Genomic DNA, 25,439 nt, shown 5'->3' on the forward strand with positions numbered 1-25,439 from the left:
TTCCTCTAAATTAGTCCGCTGCCGCACAGGCAGCTTAGAAAATTCGAGTCTCCGGTAGTGGTTATTTAATACTGTCCGCTGCCGCACAGGCAGCTTAGAAAACTCCCTGAAAAGCTCTTTACTAAACGGCGCAGTCCGCTGCCGCACAGGCAGCTTAGAAATTTCGGCGTTACATTCGTGTTCGCCGTTGTTGGTCCGCTGCCGCACAGGCAGCTTAGAAAATGAAAGAAAAGAGCCGGTATTTTTAAACCCGGTCCGCTGCCGCACAGGCAGCTTAGAAAACCAAAGCACGAAATAAACGCGCTAGAGCTCCGTCCGCTGCCGCACAGGCAGCTTAGAAACTCACATTGGAGATTGAATTAATGAATATTGAGTCCGCTGCCGCACAGGCAGCTTAGAAATATTAAAGTAATTAAGGTTAAAGGCTGGAGAAGTCCGCTGCCGCACAGGCAGCTTAGAAACTGAAAAAGGCGGAACATTCGGGCGTTTCAACGGTCCGCTGCCGCACAGGCAGCTTAGAAATCTGATAGAAAAACAAATAACTGAATTGACACGTCCGCTGCCGCACAGGCAGCTTAGAAAACCAAAGCACGAAATAAACGCGCTAGAGCTCCGTCCGCTGCCGCACAGGCAGCTTAGAAAGGCAGAATTGATGCCCTGGGTTTTTGATGGTAGTCCGCTGCCGCACAGGCAGCTTAGAAAAGTCAAGAAAGAGGGCTGGGTGAGGTTATTTAGTCCGCTGCCGCACAGGCAGCTTAGAAAATTAGCACAGGTCATCTTACAAATTACCCACGGTCCGCTGCCGCACAGGCAGCTTAGAAAGTCCGAGGCCGAATGGAACAACGCCGATTTTAGTCCGCTGCCGCACAGGCAGCTTAGAAAACTGCACTGCCACATTATCAACAACGGCGAACGTCCGCTGCCGCACAGGCAGCTTAGAAATAATGCTGATTGCATAGCCACCGCCACGTTTGGTCCGCTGCCGCACAGGCAGCTTAGAAAGTTAACGGACCAGTAAAGCGCTCCAGCTACTTGTCCGCTGCCGCACAGGCAGCTTAGAAAGAAGATGGGTTGCCCAGCCACAACGCGCTGGTCCGCTGCCGCACAGGCAGCTTAGAAATGCCGCAATGATGAAAGAGCCAATGAATCGGTGTCCGCTGCCGCACAGGCAGCTTAGAAAGCTTGAAAAATTATCAAAATCAACTGTACTGAGTCCGCTGCCGCACAGGCAGCTTAGAAAGCAACTAGGAGTTACAGACTTGAGCAGTTTTAGTCCGCTGCCGCACAGGCAGCTTAGAAATAAACGCCCGCTGTGCCTGTAGGTCAGACGCTTGTCCGCTGCCGCACAGGCAGCTTAGAAATTTAAACTGTTAAATGCTGAGCTTACCCGGTTGTCCGCTGCCGCACAGGCAGCTTAGAAAGGTCGACGCTTCATTGCTTTGTGCGCAATTATGTCCGCTGCCGCACAGGCAGCTTAGAAAACGAAGGCGGCATTGTCGGCCAAGGGGGCAGCGTCCGCTGCCGCACAGGCAGCTTAGAAAGTGAAGCTTGGCGATACGGATATGAAAACGTTGTCCGCTGCCGCACAGGCAGCTTAGAAAACATTTTGATAGCAAAAGTAAGATGCTCTGGCGTCCGCTGCCGCACAGGCAGCTTAGAAATTTAATGAGCCATGCTAAAACAGAAGGTTTTAGTCCGCTGCCGCACAGGCAGCTTAGAAATTCTACAGATATTATAAGTCTTTCCGGTATCTGTCCGCTGCCGCACAGGCAGCTTAGAAATGTTATTAAAGAAGTCCCGGGTAACTTTTTTGTGTCCGCTGCCGCACAGGCAGCTTAGAAACACTGGCGAATTTAGAATTGTAGATTGCTAATGTCCGCTGCCGCACAGGCAGCTTAGAAAAAGTGGGATAAATGAAGCATCTGAAAGTGACAGTCCGCTGCCGCACAGGCAGCTTAGAAAAATGGCAAGTGCCAAACATGGAAGAGTAAGAAGTCCGCTGCCGCACAGGCAGCTTAGAAAAAACTCAGGTCGCAAAACGGCTTTTGTTTGCGGTCCGCTGCCGCACAGGCAGCTTAGAAAGCCGAAAATAGCCTCGCCGTTTGTAGCTTTACGTCCGCTGCCGCACAGGCAGCTTAGAAAACCAACAATCAGCTGGCGGGGGCTGGATTTTAGTCCGCTGCCGCACAGGCAGCTTAGAAAACTAACGGGCTGAACACCATCTATCGTGGATTGTCCGCTGCCGCACAGGCAGCTTAGAAAACAAAAAGACATCATGACAAAACTAACCTTATCGTCCGCTGCCGCACAGGCAGCTTAGAAAATTCGGTTAACTGACGGCCAGGTCTACATGATGTCCGCTGCCGCACAGGCAGCTTAGAAATTGTAGTTGGCGTTAAAGTTGGTGACATCCAAGTCCGCTGCCGCACAGGCAGCTTAGAAATTCTTTGTGCGATCTTTGACGCGCATACAGGAGTCCGCTGCCGCACAGGCAGCTTAGAAAACCCGGCAGCCACTCCGACAACAGCGCTTGAAGTCCGCTGCCGCACAGGCAGCTTAGAAAGATAAAATACCGTTTTTCGTCTTCGCACAGCCGTCCGCTGCCGCACAGGCAGCTTAGAAAGAATTGAGCGGCATTTTGCCCATGACTTGGATGTCCGCTGCCGCACAGGCAGCTTAGAAATAAGTGATGATTTAGATAAAATCAATTTAGCAGTCCGCTGCCGCACAGGCAGCTTAGAAAGTAAACCTCACATAATTTAGTTATTGTTTTTGGTCCGCTGCCGCACAGGCAGCTTAGAAAGCACTGACCAAAGCGCAGGGCGTCGTGGCCAGGTCCGCTGCCGCACAGGCAGCTTAGAAATGCTGACGCGTATGACTATGCTCAGGAGTGTCGTCCGCTGCCGCACAGGCAGCTTAGAAAAGGCAGGGCGATTACGTTGCTTGCGCTGGTGAGTCCGCTGCCGCACAGGCAGCTTAGAAAATGGGTTACTCCAAAGTGAAATATAAATTAGTGTCCGCTGCCGCACAGGCAGCTTAGAAACGTCAGCACATCCGTGTCAATCTCCCCCACCTGGTCCGCTGCCGCACAGGCAGCTTAGAAATGTGCGCGGTCTGCCGTCTGCTGCGTGGACGTGTCCGCTGCCGCACAGGCAGCTTAGAAAAAATCAACCGCGAAGCCCTGGCCCGAGGCCGCGTCCGCTGCCGCACAGGCAGCTTAGAAATACCAATTCCGCAAAACGCTCTTTATGCATAAGTCCGCTGCCGCACAGGCAGCTTAGAAATTCAATAAATACTGGGCTATACTCCAGTGCCTGTCCGCTGCCGCACAGGCAGCTTAGAAACATGACTATCGGTGACAGTAATTACTGAGCTTGTCCGCTGCCGCACAGGCAGCTTAGAAAGCAAAAGCATTTGAGGCAACTCCTGCAAAAGCGTCCGCTGCCGCACAGGCAGCTTAGAAATATTTCTTTTTGGCTGAAATACTCTCTTTTTAGTCCGCTGCCGCACAGGCAGCTTAGAAATTAACAACCTTGGCCCCTTTGCGCCTGCTGCAGTCCGCTGCCGCACAGGCAGCTTAGAAATTACCGGCCAACAGCTCTTTAACCGTCGACGGGTCCGCTGCCGCACAGGCAGCTTAGAAAATGCCAATTGGCAATAATCCCATAACCCTATACGTCCGCTGCCGCACAGGCAGCTTAGAAAGATCGGTGCAAAGGCTTGCGAGATTTCAAAGCGTCCGCTGCCGCACAGGCAGCTTAGAAATATTTGCAGCGAGCTGCCCATAACAACATTTAGTCCGCTGCCGCACAGGCAGCTTAGAAAAATTGCGTAATTTTATTACTAGCCATATCAATGTCCGCTGCCGCACAGGCAGCTTAGAAAACTTGATATACAAAGTAATGTCATAACAATACGTCCGCTGCCGCACAGGCAGCTTAGAAAGATAGCAACAATACAACCAATATCAAAAGCTAGTCCGCTGCCGCACAGGCAGCTTAGAAAGGAAATCCAATAACACCTTGTCATTAGCAATTGTCCGCTGCCGCACAGGCAGCTTAGAAAATATAAAAAGGCTATCAAGGCTGCATTGCTCAGTCCGCTGCCGCACAGGCAGCTTAGAAAATAATATAATGCATCCTCAAGCTCTTTATATAGTCCGCTGCCGCACAGGCAGCTTAGAAAAGCGATTCGTTTTTCTACGATCTGGCCGGGCTGTCCGCTGCCGCACAGGCAGCTTAGAAATACGGGTTTTGCGTACAGTGGAACAATAACAAGTCCGCTGCCGCACAGGCAGCTTAGAAATACCAACCAGACTGGTGCCTGATGCAAGGCCCGTCCGCTGCCGCACAGGCAGCTTAGAAACTTACGAACGTTCCCAGCCAGCGGCCAGGTAGGTCCGCTGCCGCACAGGCAGCTTAGAAAATAATCTGATCCATTGCCACCATTTCATTGGCGTCCGCTGCCGCACAGGCAGCTTAGAAAGATGACGCTCAACGCGCGTTTGGCAAATACCGGTCCGCTGCCGCACAGGCAGCTTAGAAAGATAAAATGCCGCACGGTTTTGCCTGGGTAGTGTCCGCTGCCGCACAGGCAGCTTAGAAAAGTCCAATGCAGTTTGCAAGAGGGCCTATTATGTCCGCTGCCGCACAGGCAGCTTAGAAAACCAGAACCGGCAAACGCTGTAACCTGGTCCAGTCCGCTGCCGCACAGGCAGCTTAGAAACTTACGAACGTTCCCAGCCAGCGGCCAGGTAGGTCCGCTGCCGCACGGTTTTGCCTGGGTAGTGTCCGCTGCCGCACAGGCAGCTTAGAAAAGTCCAATGCAGTTTGCAAGAGGGCCTATTATGTCCGCTGCCGCACAGGCAGCTTAGAAAACCAGAACCGGCAAACGCTGTAACCTGGTCCAGTCCGCTGCCGCACAGGCAGCTTAGAAAAGGTAGTGGTTCTGGCAACCAAACCTGCATACGTCCGCTGCCGCACAGGCAGCTTAGAAAATCGACCAACTTAGGATGCTGAGTTATCAAAAGTCCGCTGCCGCACAGGCAGCTTAGAAAGACACGCCACGAAAACAAAAAAGCCATATATTGTCCGCTGCCGCACAGGCAGCTTAGAAATGCAGTGGGGGTCTGGGGAAAATGTACACGTAGTCCGCTGCCGCACAGGCAGCTTAGAAAGCATTAAAGCCATCGAACATCAATTAGATATTTGTCCGCTGCCGCACAGGCAGCTTAGAAAACCCAACTCCCGAGCATCCCTCGGCAGTTCGCGTCCGCTGCCGCACAGGCAGCTTAGAAAATTGCTCGGACTGCCGTTCATTCGCGTCCATGGTCCGCTGCCGCACAGGCAGCTTAGAAACAGCGGCGCAAAGCATCGCCAACCGTACACTTAGTCCGCTGCCGCACAGGCAGCTTAGAAAGAGCCCGGAGGCGTCAAGGATACCTTCCAGGAGTCCGCTGCCGCACAGGCAGCTTAGAAAAAAATTGGCGTTGGATTTGCAGCTGTAGCCGCGTCCGCTGCCGCACAGGCAGCTTAGAAACGGCACATCAATAATTTTAAAGCGGGCACAGGGTCCGCTGCCGCACAGGCAGCTTAGAAAGCGGACCTGTCCAAGCCGGTCCGGGACCTGATGTCCGCTGCCGCACAGGCAGCTTAGAAATCGGACTTTATCTTATCCATGCCCCCCATGAAGTCCGCTGCCGCACAGGCAGCTTAGAAAGTTCAAAGATGGAACGGAAAGCTTAGTCGATAGTCCGCTGCCGCACAGGCAGCTTAGAAATGCCCAGGGCAAAAAGCGGTTTTGCTTGTCTAGTCCGCTGCCGCACAGGCAGCTTAGAAATGGTTATCATGTCAAAAATGCATGTTATCCCGGTCCGCTGCCGCACAGGCAGCTTAGAAAAACGTAGGGTTTGTTAGGCACGATGTAACATCGTCCGCTGCCGCACAGGCAGCTTAGAAATCATTTCGGCATATTACACTTGCAAACTGTAAGTCCGCTGCCGCACAGGCAGCTTAGAAAGATAATTCCGTCATTCTTCATTGCATCAATAAGTCCGCTGCCGCACAGGCAGCTTAGAAACCTGTAGACCGGCTAAATAGCCCTGTTCCTGCGTCCGCTGCCGCACAGGCAGCTTAGAAAGCGCGCCTTTGGTGATCGGTCATCCTAAAACCGTCCGCTGCCGCACAGGCAGCTTAGAAAGATGGTTACTTTATTCGCCGGGCACAAATAGGGTCCGCTGCCGCACAGGCAGCTTAGAAAGTAGCCGCTTCGGCTTTCTCCCATCCGGTGAGCGTCCGCTGCCGCACAGGCAGCTTAGAAATCACGCACCACGCCCTCAGGGTCCTGGTTGTCGTCCGCTGCCGCACAGGCAGCTTAGAAAAAGCTTCCCGCGCGGCATTGCTTTGAATCAGAGTCCGCTGCCGCACAGGCAGCTTAGAAAAAGCGCCTGGAGCAGCACAGCGGGCGGTTATCGTCCGCTGCCGCACAGGCAGCTTAGAAAGTGTTAATGTTTTAGTAACCGTTTACACGGGAGTCCGCTGCCGCACAGGCAGCTTAGAAACCACAAAAAATTAATTTATGCCCTACGCCACTGGTCCGCTGCCGCACAGGCAGCTTAGAAATGAGCAAATTCATTAATGTTATTTGCTCTTTTGTCCGCTGCCGCACAGGCAGCTTAGAAACGGTGATAAGCAAGCCGGGGCGCTTTACTGTGGTCCGCTGCCGCACAGGCAGCTTAGAAAACTCGACAAGCGCCCCGAAAAACTGAGATATGGTCCGCTGCCGCACAGGCAGCTTAGAAACGGCATGCCTGGCATTGGCCCAAATACGGTTAGTCCGCTGCCGCACAGGCAGCTTAGAAAGTCTTACGGCATTAAACATCCAATTAAACTCTGTCCGCTGCCGCACAGGCAGCTTAGAAATACTCTCCGACGTGGCGCTTAGTCGCTAAGATGTCCGCTGCCGCACAGGCAGCTTAGAAATTCGAGTATGTGGCCGTGCCTGAATTTCATAAGTCCGCTGCCGCACAGGCAGCTTAGAAAGATGGCGAGCTGTCATTTACTGAAAACTATACGTCCGCTGCCGCACAGGCAGCTTAGAAAGATAAAGTCATCGCTCAAAGAGCCCGCATCAGGTCCGCTGCCGCACAGGCAGCTTAGAAAATTCAAGCAGCAAGAGCAGGTGTTGTTTTATAGTCCGCTGCCGCACAGGCAGCTTAGAAATCACGTACTGTCTCTGGTTTATTACTCACATCGTCCGCTGCCGCACAGGCAGCTTAGAAACTCAGGAATCCTGATGGCCGTGCTGCTCTGGAGTCCGCTGCCGCACAGGCAGCTTAGAAATGTGGAATGACGACGGCACCCGGAGGAGTTTAGTCCGCTGCCGCACAGGCAGCTTAGAAAAATTTACCCAGCTCCGGTATGTTGTCTGGAGAGTCCGCTGCCGCACAGGCAGCTTAGAAATTGGTAATATCGCGGCCATTGCCCGCGGTGGCGTCCGCTGCCGCACAGGCAGCTTAGAAAATCCACGAAGCGCGCTCAGTCTTGAGCGATTCGTCCGCTGCCGCACAGGCAGCTTAGAAAGCCTTGAGCGGGGGCAGACAAGCCAGCATCAGGTCCGCTGCCGCACAGGCAGCTTAGAAACAAACAAAAAGAAATCGGCGAGTTAACCGAGGGTCCGCTGCCGCACAGGCAGCTTAGAAAATCGAATAACCCTTCTAATGTTTTGATTGATCGTCCGCTGCCGCACAGGCAGCTTAGAAATCTACAGCCTTCATTCTGAACAAATTTAAACTGTCCGCTGCCGCACAGGCAGCTTAGAAATGTCGTCAGATGCGCTAACAGCAGCCAAGGTAGTCCGCTGCCGCACAGGCAGCTTAGAAAATCATAGAAACGGATTTTGGACGTTTAGACGAGTCCGCTGCCGCACAGGCAGCTTAGAAATATCAAAAAGATTAAAAGAAAACTCATGCCGCGTCCGCTGCCGCACAGGCAGCTTAGAAATCATAAGGATCAATGTAAGTTTCGTCTTTAATGTCCGCTGCCGCACAGGCAGCTTAGAAAACGCCGGACAATGACGACTGGCGCGGCTATGTGTCCGCTGCCGCACAGGCAGCTTAGAAAGCAAACGGTAGACGCTGGGCAATATACTGATCGTCCGCTGCCGCACAGGCAGCTTAGAAAAATTTTGCCGCGTATAAAGCGGACATCAAAGCGTCCGCTGCCGCACAGGCAGCTTAGAAAAAAGTGGCCGCATTTACCGCCCGCTTGATGCTGTCCGCTGCCGCACAGGCAGCTTAGAAAGATAAAATGCCGGTAATCAAATTCAATGTTAAGTCCGCTGCCGCACAGGCAGCTTAGAAAGAACGACAGAAGACAGGAACATGCTGTAGCTGGTCCGCTGCCGCACAGGCAGCTTAGAAAGAGTAAGTCGGCAGTTTCGGTCTGGCTTTCTGGTCCGCTGCCGCACAGGCAGCTTAGAAATATCAACTGAAGTGAATCTAACCTCGAAACGTGTCCGCTGCCGCACAGGCAGCTTAGAAAATTGAAACAGACACAGCACCAAAGAAAAGACCGTCCGCTGCCGCACAGGCAGCTTAGAAAACTAGGACAATCAGGAGGCGGAATACACATACGTCCGCTGCCGCACAGGCAGCTTAGAAAACTAGGACAATCAGGAGGCGGAATACACATACGTCCGCTGCCGCACAGGCAGCTTAGAAAAGGTGTTAACGCCCCCGGCCGTTTTGGACGATGTCCGCTGCCGCACAGGCAGCTTAGAAAGCGCGCCACTAAGCCGACGGCGATGAGGATTCGTCCGCTGCCGCACAGGCAGCTTAGAAAACATAGAAAGTTACACGGTGGTGGATGAATACGTCCGCTGCCGCACAGGCAGCTTAGAAATCCGGGTAATCCGGTTCGGGCAGCGCCGGCGGGTCCGCTGCCGCACAGGCAGCTTAGAAACGAACAACCCGAAACCGGTAGTTCCGGAATCCGTCCGCTGCCGCACAGGCAGCTTAGAAACGTCTAGGAGGCTGTCCGAGAATTGAATTAGTATGATATCAGTTCATATCATGTCCTGGGAACGAAATGCAGGATCTGGATGATTATTTAACAATATCAATAAGATAAGGTATAATTATTAAAAATAATAGACCTTTATGCAGCGATGACGATTCCCTTCAAATCCCGACCGGTTGAGTTTCATCAATACCAATTATTTCCCGGCAATGTGTTTGACCTCCTTCCCGAGGATCATGAATGCTTCCTCTACGGCGAACTGTTCGAGCAGTTGGATACCACTAGCATTGAGCAGACCTATAGCCGGAAAGGCCAGCACGCCTATCACCCGAAGTTGATGGTTTCGATTCTGATCTATGCCTACAGCCGCGGCGTATTCAGTTCCCGGCAAATCGAGCGGCGCTGCCGCGAAGACTTGTCGTTCCTGTTCATCGCGCAAAATCACTGTCCGAACTTTCGGGTTTTGAGTGACTTTCGAAAAGACCATGCCGCGTTCTTTCAAACCTGCTTCAAGCAGACCGTCCAATTAGCCCTGGCGTTAAAGCTGGCCTCGTTGGGTCACATCAGTTTGGACGGCTCGAAATTCAAAGCGAATACGTCCAAGCACAAAGCGATGAGCTATCAGCACCTCAAGGAACAGGAACGCCAGTTAACCGACGAGATCGAAGCGCTGATCGCCCAAGCGGCGCGCTGCGATCAGGAAGAAGATCAGCGCTACCACGAGCAAACCGGTTATGAACTACCGGCCGACTTACAGTTCAAACAAGGCCGGCTGAGCAAGATCAAAGCCGCCAAACAAGCGCTCGAAGCCCGGGAAGCCGAGCTCAATCCGGACCAGCCGATCGATGGCAAAAAACAAATCAGCTTTGCCGATACCGATGCACGCATCATGGGCAAAAAGGGTGACTTTCACTACCGCTACAATGGCCAAATCAGCGTCGATGCTGACCAGCAAATCATTGTTGCCCAACACCTGAGTCTTAATGCCAACGACCAGCAAGAAGTCGAGCCGGCCTTAACCGCGCTCCAAGACAGCACGGGGCGCCTGCCCGATCAGTTGAGTGCCGATAATGGTTATTTCTCCGGCAATAATTTAGAGGCCTTCGCGCAACAGGGTGTCGATGCTTATCTGGCGCCCGGAAAAGGTGAAACCACGCCGTTAAGCCCCTTGGTCACGTCCGAGCGGAAACTGGTCAAAGCCGACTTCACCTACCACGAGGCGGACGACACCTATACCTGTCCTGGCGAACAAACCCTCACCGTGGTTCGGCACAGTGCCGAAGGGCAGAAGATCTATCAAGGCCACGCCTCGGTCTGCGCCGAATGCCCTTACTTCAAACGCTGCTGTCAGTCCCAAAAAGGCGAAGCGCGGACGCTGAGCTCCGACGCCCAAGAGCCGTTGCGGCAACAGATGCGCGAAAAAATGCGGCAACCGGCTGCGAAGGCCGTTTACCGGCAACGCAAAGTCATTGTCGAACCGGTCTTCGGGCAGATCAAGAACAGCGGTTTCCGGGGCTTCAGTGTCAGAGGCAAAGACAAAGTCGCCGGCGAATTCTCGCTGGTCTGCGCCACGCACAACCTTAAAAAAATGGTCAAAGCGATGGGTACGGGATTAGTGCGCCCAAATTTTGGGAAATGGGCATTAAATCCCGCCACATAGGCAAAAACAGAAAGCATTAGCAAGACAAGAAGCTCGTTTATGCGCTAAAAGGTGCAAAATTCGGGAACAACATATGAATATTCGAATGCTCTAATGAATATTCAAAAAATAGGGCTTCTCGCTGTGCTATTCTCGGACAGGCTCCTAGGTAATCACGAAGAAGGGCACCCGATGTCCGCTGCCGCACAGGCAGCTTAGAAATTTCGCACCGACACCGACTACTTGCCCGACGCGTCCGCTGCCGCACAGGCAGCTTAGAAATGAAATGGCGGTACTCAAAGAGCACGGACACCGTCCGCTGCCGCACAGGCAGCTTAGAAAATGAACAACAAAAACAGCCGGAACAACCCTAAGTCCGCTGCCGCACAGGCAGCTTAGAAACACTGACTGGCGCTAACCTAACTTCGTCACCTAAAAACGCAATTTCCTGCTATTTCAATCAGTTAAAAATTTTATCCGCTGTCGGTTGGCACTACGGATTTTTTGCAGCTCACGCTGGTTTTACGTTTGCCTAGCGGATCGGCTTTGATGCCTAATGCGGCGTAGATTTCTTGTTGCTGAACTTCGGCGCGTGTCGTGGTGCGCAGATAGATGAGGGTCTGTTCGTCGGTGGGCAAAATGAGCGTGACCCGTTGTTGAGTGGCCATTAGGGTGCGAATGCGGTCCCAGCTCAAATGGATGCCCTTAAGCTTTAATTGATGGCGCAGGGTGTGCACCAAGTGATAGGCCAGTAGGGTAATGAAGAGGTGCCCGGTGACGCGGTCTTCTTTCTGGTGATACACGGGGCGCAAGCCCAGCTCGGTTTTCAGGCTTCTAAAGGTGGCTTCGATCTCGGTGAGCATGACGTAGGTGGTCCACAACTGTTCTTCCGACCAGTTCGGCATGTTGCTGCGCAGACAATACACCCCGCATTGGCGGTCTTTTTCAGCGCTAGGTGCTTGACGCTGCCAGGCGATGGCAACGGCGTTTTTGTGCGCGGCGTCCGGAGTCACGTCAATCTGATAGTCTTGGGCCACGCGGCTGTTTTTTTCGCGTAGGCGGCCGATGCGTTCCAGGATTTTGACATAGTTTTTCACCGTGCCTTTTTGACTCAAGCCGGCTTGCAATTGAGTCAGTGCGGCTTCCAGGCGTTCATGGAAGCGGTTGCGGATGGCGTGCTCCTTTTTGGCCTTCTGTTCGGAGTAGCAATAGAGGCGGATTTCGCCGCTGTCCGCATCGAGGTCCCTGTAAACCCGGACCTGGCTACGGCCTGTGTCGCGAATCAACAGCGCGCTGTCCTGTTCGCGCGGGTCTTTAACCTGACGCTCACGGCTGACCACGATATAGCGATAAGCGTGCTTGACTAACCAGGCGATATTGTCGGCACTGGCAATGCCGGCATCCAGGATAATGACGGGCTTAGGCGTCGCTAACGGGTTTTTGCCTTGCAGGCCTTCCAGCAGGGTTTTCAGGGTGGCCGGTTCGCTGGCATTGCCAGGAAAGACTTGGCTACCGAGCGGAAAGCCATCGCCATCCAGCACCAAGCCCAGTGTCACCAAGGGGCAATCACTGCGTTTTTCTTTGGAACGCCCAAACTGGGCTTTCGGATTGCCGGCGCACTGGCCTTCGAAGTAGGTGTTGGTCAAATCGTACAGAACGATACACCGGTTCAGATCAAACAGTGTTTGCTCCTGATCCGCCAAAAAGCCTTCCAATGCGCTCTGGTGCTTGAGCAGTTGGTCGCTTACCTTGTACAACCGGGTCAGGCTGGTGCTGCCAAAGTCGTGATCCAGTAACTCCCCCAGCGCGCTGCAAGACTGTAACCACTGATGCGTGTGTGATTCGCTGCCCGGTGACACCATGCGGCCGATTATGCTGCCCAAGACGGCTGCACGATCGACACCATTAAACCCCTGCGCGGTCAGCTTCTGCTCCACTTGCAATTGATCGACCGCATGCAAGGCCAAGGTTTCCGTGCCGATACTGCGGCTTTCAACTGCATCCACGCGGTTGATGTCCACGCGTTGATAATCCGCCGCCGGAGGCTCAAGCGGCTGCGCCAGTTTATGTACGATTAAACGGCTGTATCGTTGGGCAGCGGTTTCCAGTAATACGCCGATCTCATCCGCCAGGGTAAACACTTCGACTTGCTGCGCTTGCGCGTCTTGTAGCAGTTGTTCAATTCGGGCCGTCAACAACGGCCAATGCTGAGGCTCAATCGCAAAGTCTTTGCCGAGATTCAGCAGGGTACGCTGTTTGACCTGCTGCCCTTCACGCACCGATTCAACCAGTCGGTAGGTAAAGTAGGCTTCGCCATCATCCAGGGTTTTTGTTTTGGTTTTTCGAATATACATGCCGATAGCGTGCGGCAACCGGTGCAGAAAATCAACATCATGCGCAAAAAATAATGGCACTACATTAGATTGACAAAATTGGCCATTGATTTTAAAGGACTTTTTTTCAAAAAATCGCCAGAAATCAAAATATCAATGACTTAGAGAGGTTTGAGTGACGAAGTTAGGCTAACGGTACGCAAGCCAATGTCCGCTGCCGCACAGGCAGCTTAGAAATAGAACGATACCGTGCTTGGCACCCAACCCTGGTCCGCTGCCGCACAGGCAGCTTAGAAAAAATGCAAGGCAAACTCAGCACATTTGAGCAAGTCCGCTGCCGCACAGGCAGCTTAGAAATGGCAGCCATAGGCGAACGCATCACCCGGATGGTCCGCTGCCGCACAGGCAGCTTAGAAAAACAAGCTAAGATCGGCTTTGACGCTTTAACCGTCCGCTGCCGCACAGGCAGCTTAGAAAGTTCTACGGCATTAACCTCTAATCAACTCTTTGTCCGCTGCCGCACAGGCAGCTTAGAAATTCTGCGTGTCCGGCCTTACCATCCACACTAAGTCCGCTGCCGCACAGGCAGCTTAGAAATTAAAGCACGATCTAACTTGATATCAATATTCGTCCGCTGCCGCACAGGCAGCTTAGAAAAAGGGCGTGGTGGCGTTGAGTTGGTGGCTGGGCGTCCGCTGCCGCACAGGCAGCTTAAAAAGCGTAACGGGTCATGCCGTGGCGGCTGTGTTTGTCCGCTGCCGCACAGGCAGCTTAGAAAATTCCGAACAAAAAGTTTGAAGCGACGTTGGAGTCCGCTGCCGCACAGGCAGCTCAGGGTTTGGTGTCATTGGGATGAAGTTGGCTCATGGGCTGCAAATAATCCAGATACACCTAGACGTTGGTGGTTGAAACGACGTTATCTGCGTTCGTTTGAAATCGATGGCACTAACGAGTATGCCATTGGCGCGTTTGAGTGAGGACGAACAGGATGGGCAGGGCCAACCATGATGAGGTCTAAGCCGTTATCACAAAAACAACGGTTAAAGTATTTCGATAAACAACGTTTAGGCTGATTGTTGTTCAAAAAATAGTGAACGGCCTGCTCTGCAAGGCCGTTCTGTGGTTTTGGTTGGGTCTGCCGTACAGTCGGCCAGTCTCCTATCGCCACATACTTATCATATATAAGGGTAAAGATTATGCAATTTGATATCGAATTCGAATCCAGCCATTTGGATAGAATTTTAGAAGCGGCCAGGCGTGAGATTGCCTCGCCGGATGAAATGCTGGGCGGCATAGGGAATGAGTTATTGCGGGTTAATCGGCGGCGACATGCTCAGGGTGTTGATCCGGAAGGTAAGGACTGGAAGCCTTTATCGCCACTCACTTTGGGTAGTGCGGTTTGGAAAAATCAGGATGAATCGTTCAGAAAATCCAAGTCATTATGCATCGAAACGGCTAGAAAAGTGCGGTCGAAACGGGGTGGAGTTTTGAGGGATACCGGTCGTATGCTGGCTGACTTTAATCATCAGATTGAAGGCGATACGTTGATTTTGGGTTTTTGGGGTAACCGTGAAGCTAAGTTAGATGGATGGCATCATGGCGGCACCGATCCTTATTCGTTTGGACCAAAAGGAAAAAAGCATTGTCTTTTGCCGGCATTGTAAGGAAGCGGGTGAATCATCCAGGATTACCCAAGCGGGAGCTGATCGGCTTTCCGGATAGCGATAAATTGTTAGTTGAAAACGTGACGGTGGATTAAAACCGCGTCCGATGATCGAATAAACGGCGTTAAATAGGTATTTATTCCGCATTTGTAGAGGCTAATTTTCCAATATTAATAGGCATAATTACCCGCTTTCATGCCAAAACTGTCCGGAATTCAAGAATTTTATGATTTAGCCTGATTCCTGCGAATTAAGTGGGTTTCCGGGCGAATTTATGTGTTGTTATTCATCCGGTTTCTACCCCCTCCCTTCTATCGAATCAACCTGCACGACGAGCGGGCGTTCCCCGCATCCGCGGGGATGAACCTTCAGCATCTAAACTAATGTTTTGCCCCAACACCAGTTCCCTGCCGCACAGGCAGCTTTGATACGCCGGAGCCGATGTGCAATATATTTCCTGATTAGCAAGCGGCTTTAGCTCAAGCCAGATTAGCCGATATTTCCTGACTGGAAAGCGCATACTGATGGTTAATTTACAAAGGTGCAATCATGGCTATGATCAGTTACCGATTTAACCGTTGCTTACATCTTGATACGCCCCCTATGCGGCTTCGTAATTGCCGACACTATAGGGCCTCGTTCGGGATCTTAGCGGACAGGGATACTGGAACTGCAAAGTTGGTCAGGAATAAAAATCCGCCATGCAGCCTACATCCTTGCAAAGAATACTTCCCCTTTTTCTCATAATTTTGAAAATTTCTGCCACGCCAACCTTCGCTCGCTCTATAAAGAATGGCATTCTGGGCAGTTCAACCGAACCCTTTATGTTTAATATTTATCGTGTTCATCCATAAAAAATCATGGTTTTAGTTCACCTTCAACCCTCTCCTTTTCACAGATATGAACCCCATACCACGATAATAATTACCCTACAGGCATTTGCTCATGATCCAATTAACATACCTTAGCACCCAAACCCGACCCATGATAAAGGATGATCTTATGGATATCCTAACTACTGCCCGACTCAATAATGCCGTCCTTGGTGTTACCGGCATGCTTCTTTACACCGGTAAAAATTTCATACAGGTGTTGGAAGGCGATGAAAAAGTCATAGAGGCATTAACTGCGGATATCAGAAAAGATTCACGGCACAAAGACATTCACATCGTCGAGAAAAAAAACATTGTTGAACGCGAATACGTTGAATGGACAATGGGCTTTAAAAAAGTGTCCAAGGATGAACTGCTTTTTATACCGGGGCTTAATAAGTTCTATAAAACCGATTTGAGTGGTGATCTAAGCCCTGACAAGGTCGACTTAATCAATAAATTGACTCTTTATTTTCGCAACGAAAGAAAAGAGAAAAATAGTCATGATGAGTTATCTCTGAATGAGGAAGACAAATTTATTTTATTTCTTCATGTGATGATTCGCTTGGCTGTTAAAGCCTTGGCTTTTTTGATGATGCTCACGGTCATCTGGTGCGTGGTTGATGTGGTCATTATCATGTACAAGGAAATACTGAACGAATCCATCATGACGTTGGGTAAATCCGAAATCCTGCATGTATTCGGCGCCTTCATGATCGTTTTGATCGCTGTCGAGATATTCATCAACATTACCTTGTACATCAGAAACGATGTCATACCGGTAAAGATGGTCGTAGCAACTGCACTGATGGCGGTTGCACGTAAAATTATCGTATTCGATTTCACCGAAGTCTCTGCGCTTCATGTAATAGGCACCGGTATATTGGTAGCCGCACTTGGCAGCTGCTATTGGCTGCTTGAGCGAGAATTTAAAGTCAATTCAGAAAGTTAGCAGCTTAAGGATTCCGTCATAAATGACTTCCCGGAATTAGGATTGTGTCGAACCGTTCGATTATCCCCCTCTTTGAAAACGAGAGGCTGGGGGAGAGTTTTTAATAAATCCCCCTCGACCCCCCTTTTTCAAAGGGGGAATTTATTTGTAGCGATATCCTGAGCGTCGCGTTTTACTTAAAACGTAATCATCTGGAACAAATGGGCGCAAGATGGCTTTAGATGTCTCGGCTGCTTGTTCGCAACCGAACAAAGCACTGGCGTGTTTTTCATGGATCAATCGTGCTGCCGGTTTGAATTTTGATCGATGATTTTTTGGATGCGTTGTTCAATGCCGTCCAGTTCCTTATCATAAATCGCTGTCTGATAGGCCTTATCTTCAACTTTTACCGATGACGACAATACTCCCTCACCTGCCTCACTGATCTGAATGCGAGTCTGCGTGGACAAGCCCGGCAGCAAAGGTTTTGCCTTTAATTCTTCAGGATCAAGACTGATACGCACCGGCACGCGTTCGGCGATATGGATAAAATTACCCGTCGCATTATTAGTGGGCAATACGGCAAACACACTGCCTGTCCCGGGACTGAGTCCGGCGACCTTGCCGTGATAGAGCTGTTCACTGCCGTAGGCATCGACTTTTATTTCTGCCGTTTGGCCCGGTTGAATTTCAGCAATTTGAGTTTCCAGAAAATTGGCTTCCACCCAGACATTCTCCAAGGGCACGATCACTAATAATGACGACCCTGGTTTTACATTATCACCGGCATGCGCGCGGCGATTGGCAATAACGCCCGAAACCGGCGCGAGTATGTGTCGGCGCTGGTAATCCAGATATGACATTTTTATGCGGCTTTTCGCTTTTTCAACGGCCGGATGCCGGGCCAAAGTCGTGCCGGAAATCTGAGCGAGCACGCTGTTCTTTTCTGCTTTTGTTTCACGGATCGAGGCTTCCAGTTCCCGCATCCGGTCTTTGGCATGCTGAACGTCTTGTTCTGAAACAGCCCCTTCCTGCGCGGCTGCCATGAAGCGTTTTAGATCGTGGCTCACTGTGTCAAGACTTGCTTTTCTTAAGGCTATCCGTTGATCAAGCGTGTCAACCTGAGCGGTTAAGCTGACGATATCTCGAATCGTTTTCGCCAATTCGGCCTCCGCTTCCTCCAGGGCGATTTTTGCATGGGTACCGTCCAGTCTGACCAATACATCACCGGCTTTTACCGTCTGCGTATTTTCCGCAAGTATTTCGACAATGCTTCCTTCAGTCTGGGCTTTGACGGTGATCAGGTGACCGGCAACAAAAGCATCATCGGTGCTGACCCAGTTTCGGTGCTGATACCAGCTGTACCCAAATGCCGACAAACCAAGTATCAGTATCGTCAGCAGAACCGCTTTGAGCCTTTGATTGCGCTTGCGAATAATGTCTCTAGGCCGAATTTTGTGATGCGTAACGCTGCTCATGGTGTGTTGGTTCCTTGATAGCCGCCGCCCAATGCTTTGATCAGACGAACCGCCGCTTTAAACTGTTCATTCTCCAATGTTGTCAGTTCAAAACTGGCCTCGTTTAGACGAATGCCGGCCAGAAGCACATCGAGATCGGCGCTCAGCCCAGTGCGATTAAGAACCTGTGCGAGTTGTTCGGTGCCGGTAACTGCTGACAGGGTTTGCCTTTGTGCAGCCAGACGCGCTTCGGTTCCTTGCCAGAAGGTCAACGCATCGGCCACTTCTTGAACAGCCCCAAGCAGACTGGCGTTATAGCGCTCTACCGCGGCATCGTAACCAGACTGCTGATAACGCAAACGGGCACGTAAGCGGCCGCCCTCAAAAATTGGAAATTCTATGGAAGGCCCAACAGCATAAGCCAGGCTTGATCCTTGCAGCAGCACATCCGTCAGACTGACGCTGTGCAGGCCGGTAAAGGCGATCAGATTTATATCCGGATAAAACGCCGCTTCGGCTACTTTGATATCTTCGTCAGCCGCTTGCGCATGAAGCCGTGCGGCCGTCAGATCAGGTCTGCGGGCCAGCAAATTCAGCGGCAAATCTGCCGGCAACTGCAGTTTTTCAGGAAATGTTATTCGGTCCACGGTCAAACTTTGCCCCCAATCCGGGCCTTTTCCTGCCAGTGCAGCCAGGCGATGCTTATGAAAGTCCACTTCGGTGCGAACAACGGCTTCAAGTGCTTTAGCCTGATTCACGTCCACAGTTGCGTTTAGCGGCGATGCTGCTGCAGCCAGGCCGTAGTTAAAGCGCACCGATTGCAGTTTCAGCAAGTCTTCTTTGGCTTTGACAAGATCGGCGGCAATGGTCAGTTTTTTGACTGCGGCCGTCAGGTCAAAATAGCTTTCCGCAACGGCAACCGACAACAGTAATCCGGCGTCTGCCAATTCGGCATCAGCGGCCAAAGCCCGGCCAACAGCAGCTTCCAGAGCGGCTTTATCACGTCCCCAAAAGTCCAGGTGATAACGTAATACCAGAGGATTAATCAACAATTGCCGGAAATGTTCACCGGCAAATTTGACCTGCGTACTGTTGGCTGAATACCGCTCTGCACTGAATCGCACATTGGCGTGAAGTGTGGGGTACTGCTCAGCGGCCTGGTTATCGACCATAGCCTGAGCCTGTTGCAGGCGCTGCGATACAACTTTAAGATCGGGATTTTCAGATAAGGCCGTTTCAATCAGCTTTGGTAAAACAGGACTGTTAAATACATGCCACCAGGCCTGAATGGGCCAGCCGTCGGTGACCGGCAACGTTTGGCGGGCGTTTGATACGGTTTTTTCAACGGCAGGCATGCTGATAATGAACGCGCGTTGAGTTTCTTTGGGAAACCAGCCGCAACCTGTCATCACTAAGGATAAGATAACAGCAGGCAGTGTCATGTCAGATAAACCAAGGCGGTCTTTAACTGTTTTCACAGGTCCTCCGCCAATGTTTCCTGAGCTTCTCGTCTGATCAGTTGTTCATCAGTCACCGGTCTGCGCTGTCGGGTCGGATTGGCAAACCAAACCAGTACTGCCAACCCGCAAAAGACACAGGCGGCCAGCCAAAAGGCATCATTAATCGCTGAAATTGCCGATGCGCGTGCGTCCAACTGAAACACTTTGATCCATGCCTGAGATTCAGACAACCCGGCCTGAAGCAAGGGGGCGATTGCCCGGTCATACGCAGTATTAAGCGGATGATGGGTTTCAGCGATTCGAGTCAGATGAAACGGTGTACGTTGATACAGCACAATACCCTGTAAGGTGATACCGAAGGCACCACCGGCGATGCGCATCAGTGACGCCAGCTCAACCGCCCGCCACTGGCGTTCCGGTGATAGCCCGTGTAGCATCAGTGCTGTCAGAGGCACAAAAAAACTGCCCAGACACACGCCTTCCAGCAACATCGGCCAGACGAGTTGTTCATACGAATCGGTGTCATCAAAACGGCCAAGCCAAAAGTAGACTGCGGCAAAGCTTACCAGATTGAGCGATGCCAACAACCGGGCATCAAAGCGTGGGGTGATTTCATGAAAAATGCCGGAAATGGGTTTTGCAAATATGGCCATGGGCAAAAACACCAGACCCGCCAACAACGAGGAATACCCCATTGAGACCTGAAGCTGGACAATCAACATGGATAACAAACCTTGAAAACACAGAAAGCCCACAAACAAGGTCAGTGCGCCGATAGCGAAGTTACGATGTTTAAAAAGGCGGATATCCAGAAAGGGTTGCCTGATGCTCAGTTCCCAGATAACCCAGGTGATGCCGCTGACAATGATCACAACGGCCAAACCGTTGATAGTGGCTGACCGGGTCCAGCCCCAATCGTTGCCTTGATTTAACAGCGTTTGAAAACTGAACAGCGCGATGCTCAGTAAAATAAATCCGGTCAGATCAAAACGTCGGCGGATTCGTTTGAAACCGCGCTGATACAGCAATGCGCCGATAATGCCGGAAAGGGCCAGTGCAATCGGAATATTGAGCCAAAACAGCCAGCGCCAGCCCAACACATCGGCAATCCATCCGCCTATCGGCGGGCCCAAGGTGAAAGGCGTGAGGGTAAACAGGCTCCAAATGCCTATGCCTATGGATTTGCGCTTATCCGGAAACTCCTTCAAAACCATAGCCTGTCCCATAGGCAACGTTATTCCACCGGAGAACCCCAGTAAAATCCGACCGGCCAAATAGCCGTAATAAGAAGTACTGCAGGCGCAGAGCAATGATGCCAAGGCAAAAAGAACGAATGCCGCGATAAAGGGCCGGTATTCTCCGATACGATGGGATAACCAGACACCGACGGGAAACGCAAGTGCCATCCCTATCATATAATCGGTTTGCGTCCAGGTCGCAAAACTGAGCGGAATTCCCAAGCCGCCGGCTACTCGTGGCAACATCGCTATATAAGCCCCGGCATTAAAAATAACGAGTGCATGGCTGATGCCCAAACATCCGTTAAACAGGCAAAGACGCCAGCCGCGTAGACGCTTGGTATAAATAAACGCCATGGCTCAGTCCGGCTTGCCAACAAAGTAGACGCTATCAACAGCGCTATTCAGGCTCATGAGGAACGCTTAGCCGAGTGCAGGACAAAAGTCGAATGGGAAGATTCCCCAGCACTTTTGAGCTTGCTCGAAAAGCCAATCCGGGACAACACCTGCCTGATCAGCCGATTTCCGATGACATTGATGACTTGTTTGAATTTATGACTGTCATTTTCGAGTAAGGCCTGCGCTGATCCGGCAACCCGAAAATCGGCTTTTTGCGTTCTGGCAAGTAACCGATTGTCATGAGGATCAATCAGCCTGACCAGCACTTGCAGCGACACCTGACCTTCAAAAATCCGGTAAGTGCCGAGGCCGATTTCAAGGACGGCATCAATACCGGAGTCGTTCGCTACTTGACGATAATCAAGCTGAGACGAGTCCTGCGCATACCAATCGGATACCGCAGTATGCCAATGGAACAGGTAGGCATCATGACCATAGCCTGGCACCGGCAAGCGGAAATAGTGTTGACTGAGACGCGCATTGATATTTAATGCCCTCAACTCTGAAACCATAGCCTCAGCCAAAATCGACGTGGGCATCCACTGATCGCCTAGAGCCGCACGAGGTTCTAAACGAGTCGATGCGTGCGCTTGTTCGTCCAGTTCGACGACGATATCATCCTCGCTGACATGCCCGGCTATAAGCACATTACCCGGATTTTTATAAATTGCCTCGTGCATAGGCACAGAGATGGTCATGTTTTGTTCATGCCGATAAACAGGCAATCGTTCTTCTATAGGATCGGGAATAATCTGTAGAGGCGGCGCTTCGACGGGGATAACCAGAATGTTCTGTATATGAGCCAGTTGCTGAACCGAAGGTTGAATCGAAGGAGCCATGCAGCCGCCAAGCAACAAAGGCAATAGCCATGCCTGACAATGAGCCCTCAAAAACCTGGCCTGCGGTTGAAAGGGATTCTGGAGACGCATTCCAATGGATCTTTTTATGATTAAGTGTTTAGACCACATACATTGCTCCGATACAACTTGGTTAAAAGGCCAACAATTCAAGGCCATGGCGATAATTGTTGGATTGCAAAAAGCAGGCAACCCAACCTACTATTCAACGGAGCAACAAAAAAAGAGGATGCACCGCGTAGGTTGCGGAAGGCGATAGTCAATCCAACATTTCAAAGCCATAGCATTAAAAATTAGTAATGCTTTTCAAGCCCGGCAGTTTCTGAGGAATAAGACGCAAGGCTTCAATTAAGGTATTGATTCAATACTTTAATTGAACTTAGCAAATTTCAAGCCAATTTATATCCCATTGATTTATAGCGACTCATCTTGATACGCCTTATTTTTGTTATCTATTTAACAACGAGCTCTTACCGCTTCCTGGTCTAAGCGTTTAAAAAAACCTCTTGGATTCAGCTCTAACTCTTTATCTGTATTCGAGCGCGTCATTCCGGCAGGGATTGCCGGAATCCAGGTCACATGGATAGCTCGAAGCTTACCATCCATGGCACTGGATGCCCGTTTTCAGAAGGGCATGACGGGCTTATGGATTTAGCTGAACCATCTCGCTAATCAGGAAAAATAATGAATATCAAACAGGACTGGACAACAGCTCGTCTTATTGACATCATGATTGTCAAAATGACAACAACTCTAATCTAAAACAGAGAGAAACAACTGTGGATGAAGCCATTCGAGAAGTCGTACTGAGCTTAACGGCCAATCTTTCGATGAATGATCGCTACACCGAGTTCTTGAGTATTTTTGCCAGAATTACCGGTAATCATGCCTGCGCATTACTACGTTTTCAGGACGGCGTCCTGATACCGGTTGCCACGTTGGGTCTTGTTCCAAGAGTGCTGGAACTGAATTTTCCACCCGAGGGTCATCCGCGCCTGGCTGCCATCATGCAATCACGGGTGCCGGTCAGATTTACAGCTAACGACCCCAGACCCGACCCTTATGACGGCCTGCTAAGCGGAGACGTTCAGGGCACATTAGGTGTTCATGCCTGCGTAGGGATTGCTCTTTACAATGAAAACACGCTGTTTGGCGTACTTTCGGCAGATGCCCTGGAACCGGGCGCCTTTGATCATATCGACGACAGCGTTTTCCGGATTTTTGCTGCGCTGGCAACGGTTTCACTGCGTTATGAAACCTATATCACCCAACTCGAAGTGCTGGCGAAACACCGCGAACTGGTTGCCAACGAACTGGTGAATGAGAATCTTCAGCGCAGTAGCCAAACCTTGGGGGAAAGCCTTGCGATGCAGACTTTGAGCCGCGAAATCGATATTGTCTCCGGTTCAGATCTGACCGTTCTTCTTTTGGGTGAAACCGGCGTCGGAAAAGAGGTGATCGCCCGCATCATTCATGCACGCTCGAAAAGAGTCGATCAACCACTTGTTTATCTAAATTGCGCGGCACTACCCGATTCGTTGGCCGAGAGTGAATTATTCGGACATGTCAAAGGCGCTTTCAGCGGCGCAACCAGTGATCGCGCAGGCAAGTTTGAATTGGCCAACGGCGGCACACTGTTCCTGGATGAAGTCGGCGAATTACCGCTGGCCATTCAGGCTAAATTGTTGCGCGTGGTGCAATTTGGCGAAATACAGAGGGTGGGTTCCGATAAAAGCCATAGAGCTGATGTCAGAATCATTGCCGCAACCAATCGCTTATTAGCTGAAGAGGTCAAAGAGGGCCGGTTCAGGGCCGATCTTTATCATAGGCTCAGTGTTTATCCGCTGCATGTAGCGCCTTTGCGTGAACGCATCATTGATATTGCGGTACTCAGCCGGTTTTTCCTGAATCAGGCCAGAGCGCGCCTGGGTCTGGAACGAATTGATTTAAGTAATGACACGCTCAAAACGCTGGAAAACTACTCCTGGCCCGGTAATGTAAGAGAACTCGAATATGTCATGTTAAGAGCGGTTTTGCGCGCCTCGGCGCTAAGAGGCCGATCGTTGGTGTTACAACCCTCCGATCTGGATATCGGCGCAGAACTTAATAAGGCAATAGCCGATGATAACAGCGGCTTGAACGGTAAATCACTGACTCAGGCGGTGGACGATTTTCAGCGGCAAATGATCAGTAAAACCTTTACTGATTCGGGTGAAAACTGGGCCAAAACAGCACGCAGCCTGGGCACGGACCGAGGAAACCTGCACCGCTTGGTCAAACGTTTGGGGATGAAATAACCGCTTTTTGAAAAAAACGAGAGCCTGTATGCAGAAGTTAAGGCCATCGCAACAGGGGTTCAATCGCGGGCATGGCCCGCTCCTACAAAATACGCTTAACTTATAAGCCGCTTTTTGGGGGGGTAATGTTCGCTTTCCTGCTTATGATCGATAGCGTACGGACTGCGTGCGCCTTAAGACGTAAACTTGTGTTCATCACTGGGGCTGCAGGAATTATCGATAGGGTCTGCGTTCCCATTAAATAAACCACCGTTCACATGAGGCGCCATTCCGGCAACTTTTAATGCAAACACAGCTCCCTCACAAGCCTGGACACCCCTACAAAAACGGGGAAACTTCAGCATCGATAGATACATACCATTTAAAGGCAAGCCATGAATTTACGGGATTTATATTATTTGATTGCTGTCGCTGACCTGCGCAGCTTTGTTCAGGCATCGGAACGCTGCTGCATCAGTCAACCGACGCTGAGCACTCAGATAAAAAAAATGGAAGAAACTCTGGGTGTGCAGATTTTTGAGCGCACCAACAAAAAAGTGCTGCCTACCGAATTGGGCGAACAGATCATCGCCTCCGCGCGGCGTATTTTAAAAGAGGTCGACAGTATCAAAGAAATTGCCGAAACGGCACAGGACCCTTTGGCAGGCAATCTTCGTGTCGGCGCCTTTCCAACGCTGTCGACCTATATTTTTCCGCAGCTGGTGCCGTTGATCAAACAGGCGTTACCTCGGGTCAGGCTGATTCTGGTCGAGGAAAAAACCGAATTACTCATTCAGCAATTAAAAAACGGACAAATGGATGTCGCCTTACTGGCGCTGCCGATAGCCGAAGATTTTTTGGAGACGGCCGCATTGTTTGAAGATGAATTTTTATTGGCGGTCTCCGGCGATCATCCTCTTTCGGCCAAAAGCGTTGTCACTCATGGGGATTTGCTCGGACATCCGCTGCTGCTTCTGGATGAAGGCCATTGCCTTCGCGGCCATGCTCTGCAAATCTGCCAAATGATAGGGGCGGAGGAAGAACAAGATGTCAGAGCGACCGGACTTGAAACACTCAGGCAAATGGTGCGAGCCGGAACCGGCATTACGTTTATGCCGAACATTGCTATTCAGGGAAACGATGAGGGGATTCGCTACCTTCCCTTTGAAGCCCCCGCACCCAGCAGAACGATAGGTTTGGTCTGGCGGCGAACCAGCGTCCGAGTTGAGCTTATCCGGCAGTTAAGTGCGTTAATCAAACAAGCGATGGCCCGGTGACGCTGCGGCCCCTTTATTC

The 25,439-nt window shown here is 51.1% G+C and carries 10 protein-coding genes and 2 CRISPR repeat arrays (1 of these 12 running past the window's edge); of the genes, 5 read left to right on the forward strand and 5 right to left on the reverse strand.

Features of this window, described 5'->3' with window-relative positions:
• Positions 1-9,020: a CRISPR direct-repeat array (repeat unit 28 nt; unit sequence GTCCGCTGCCGCACAGGCAGCTTAGAAA) (it extends 347 nt beyond the left edge of the window).
• A gap of 145 nt (positions 9,021-9,165) precedes the next feature.
• A complete protein-coding gene (locus tag GO003_RS22880) occupies positions 9,166-10,677 on the forward strand; it encodes an IS1182 family transposase (RefSeq protein WP_231089159.1) in 1,512 nt (503 codons plus the stop codon).
• Between the two features lie 452 nt (positions 10,678-11,129).
• Here the strand turns inward: GO003_RS22880 and GO003_RS22885 are convergent, their stop codons facing one another.
• Entirely contained in the window at positions 11,130-13,070 is a 1,941-nt protein-coding gene (locus GO003_RS22885) for an IS1634 family transposase (protein ID WP_231089160.1), read from the reverse strand.
• 128 nt (positions 13,071-13,198) lie between these two features.
• A CRISPR array of direct repeats spans positions 13,199-13,827; the repeat unit is 28 nt; unit sequence GTCCGCTGCCGCACAGGCAGCTTAGAAA.
• 358 nt (positions 13,828-14,185) lie between these two features.
• On the opposite strand from GO003_RS22885, the gene GO003_RS22890 reads away from it, so the two are divergent.
• On the forward strand, positions 14,186-14,653 hold the full coding sequence (locus GO003_RS22890; protein ID WP_206444737.1) for a phage virion morphogenesis protein: 468 nt from the start codon (positions 14,186-14,188) through the stop codon (positions 14,651-14,653).
• 945 nt (positions 14,654-15,598) lie between these two features.
• A complete protein-coding gene (locus GO003_RS22895; protein ID WP_159658266.1) occupies positions 15,599-16,477 on the forward strand; it encodes a phosphate-starvation-inducible PsiE family protein in 879 nt (292 codons plus the stop codon).
• 275 nt (positions 16,478-16,752) lie between these two features.
• Here the strand turns inward: GO003_RS22895 and GO003_RS22900 are convergent, their stop codons facing one another.
• Genes GO003_RS22900 through GO003_RS22915 form a run of 4 tightly spaced genes read right to left on the reverse strand, consistent with a single transcriptional unit; the run spans position 16,753 to position 21,849 of the window.
• Complete coding sequence (locus GO003_RS22900) at positions 16,753-17,934, reverse strand: HlyD family efflux transporter periplasmic adaptor subunit (RefSeq protein WP_159658265.1); 1,182 nt, start codon at positions 17,932-17,934, stop codon at positions 16,753-16,755.
• Entirely contained in the window at positions 17,931-19,391 is a 1,461-nt protein-coding gene (locus GO003_RS22905) for an efflux transporter outer membrane subunit (RefSeq protein WP_231089162.1), read from the reverse strand. Before GO003_RS22905 ends, GO003_RS22900 begins: the two co-directional genes overlap by 4 nt.
• Positions 19,388-20,968 (reverse strand): DHA2 family efflux MFS transporter permease subunit, encoded by a 1,581-nt coding sequence (locus tag GO003_RS22910; RefSeq protein WP_159658264.1) that lies wholly within the window; start codon positions 20,966-20,968, stop codon positions 19,388-19,390. Before GO003_RS22910 ends, GO003_RS22905 begins: the two co-directional genes overlap by 4 nt.
• Before the next feature lie 53 nt (positions 20,969-21,021).
• Entirely contained in the window at positions 21,022-21,849 is an 828-nt protein-coding gene (locus GO003_RS22915) for a hypothetical protein (protein ID WP_159658263.1), read from the reverse strand.
• 797 nt (positions 21,850-22,646) lie between these two features.
• On the opposite strand from GO003_RS22915, the gene norR reads away from it, so the two are divergent.
• Both norR and GO003_RS22925 read left to right on the forward strand, forming a co-directional pair.
• Positions 22,647-24,164: a nitric oxide reductase transcriptional regulator NorR gene (norR, locus tag GO003_RS22920; RefSeq protein WP_159658262.1), complete on the forward strand. Its 1,518-nt coding sequence runs from the start codon at positions 22,647-22,649 to the stop codon at positions 24,162-24,164.
• Between the two features lie 374 nt (positions 24,165-24,538).
• Complete coding sequence (locus GO003_RS22925) at positions 24,539-25,420, forward strand: LysR substrate-binding domain-containing protein (RefSeq protein WP_159658261.1); 882 nt, start codon at positions 24,539-24,541, stop codon at positions 25,418-25,420.
• Positions 25,421-25,439: the final 19 nt, after the last annotated feature.

Origin of the sequence: Methylicorpusculum oleiharenae (assembly GCF_009828925.2) — a bacterium.
Lineage (GTDB): Bacteria > Pseudomonadota > Gammaproteobacteria > Methylococcales > Methylomonadaceae > Methylicorpusculum > Methylicorpusculum oleiharenae.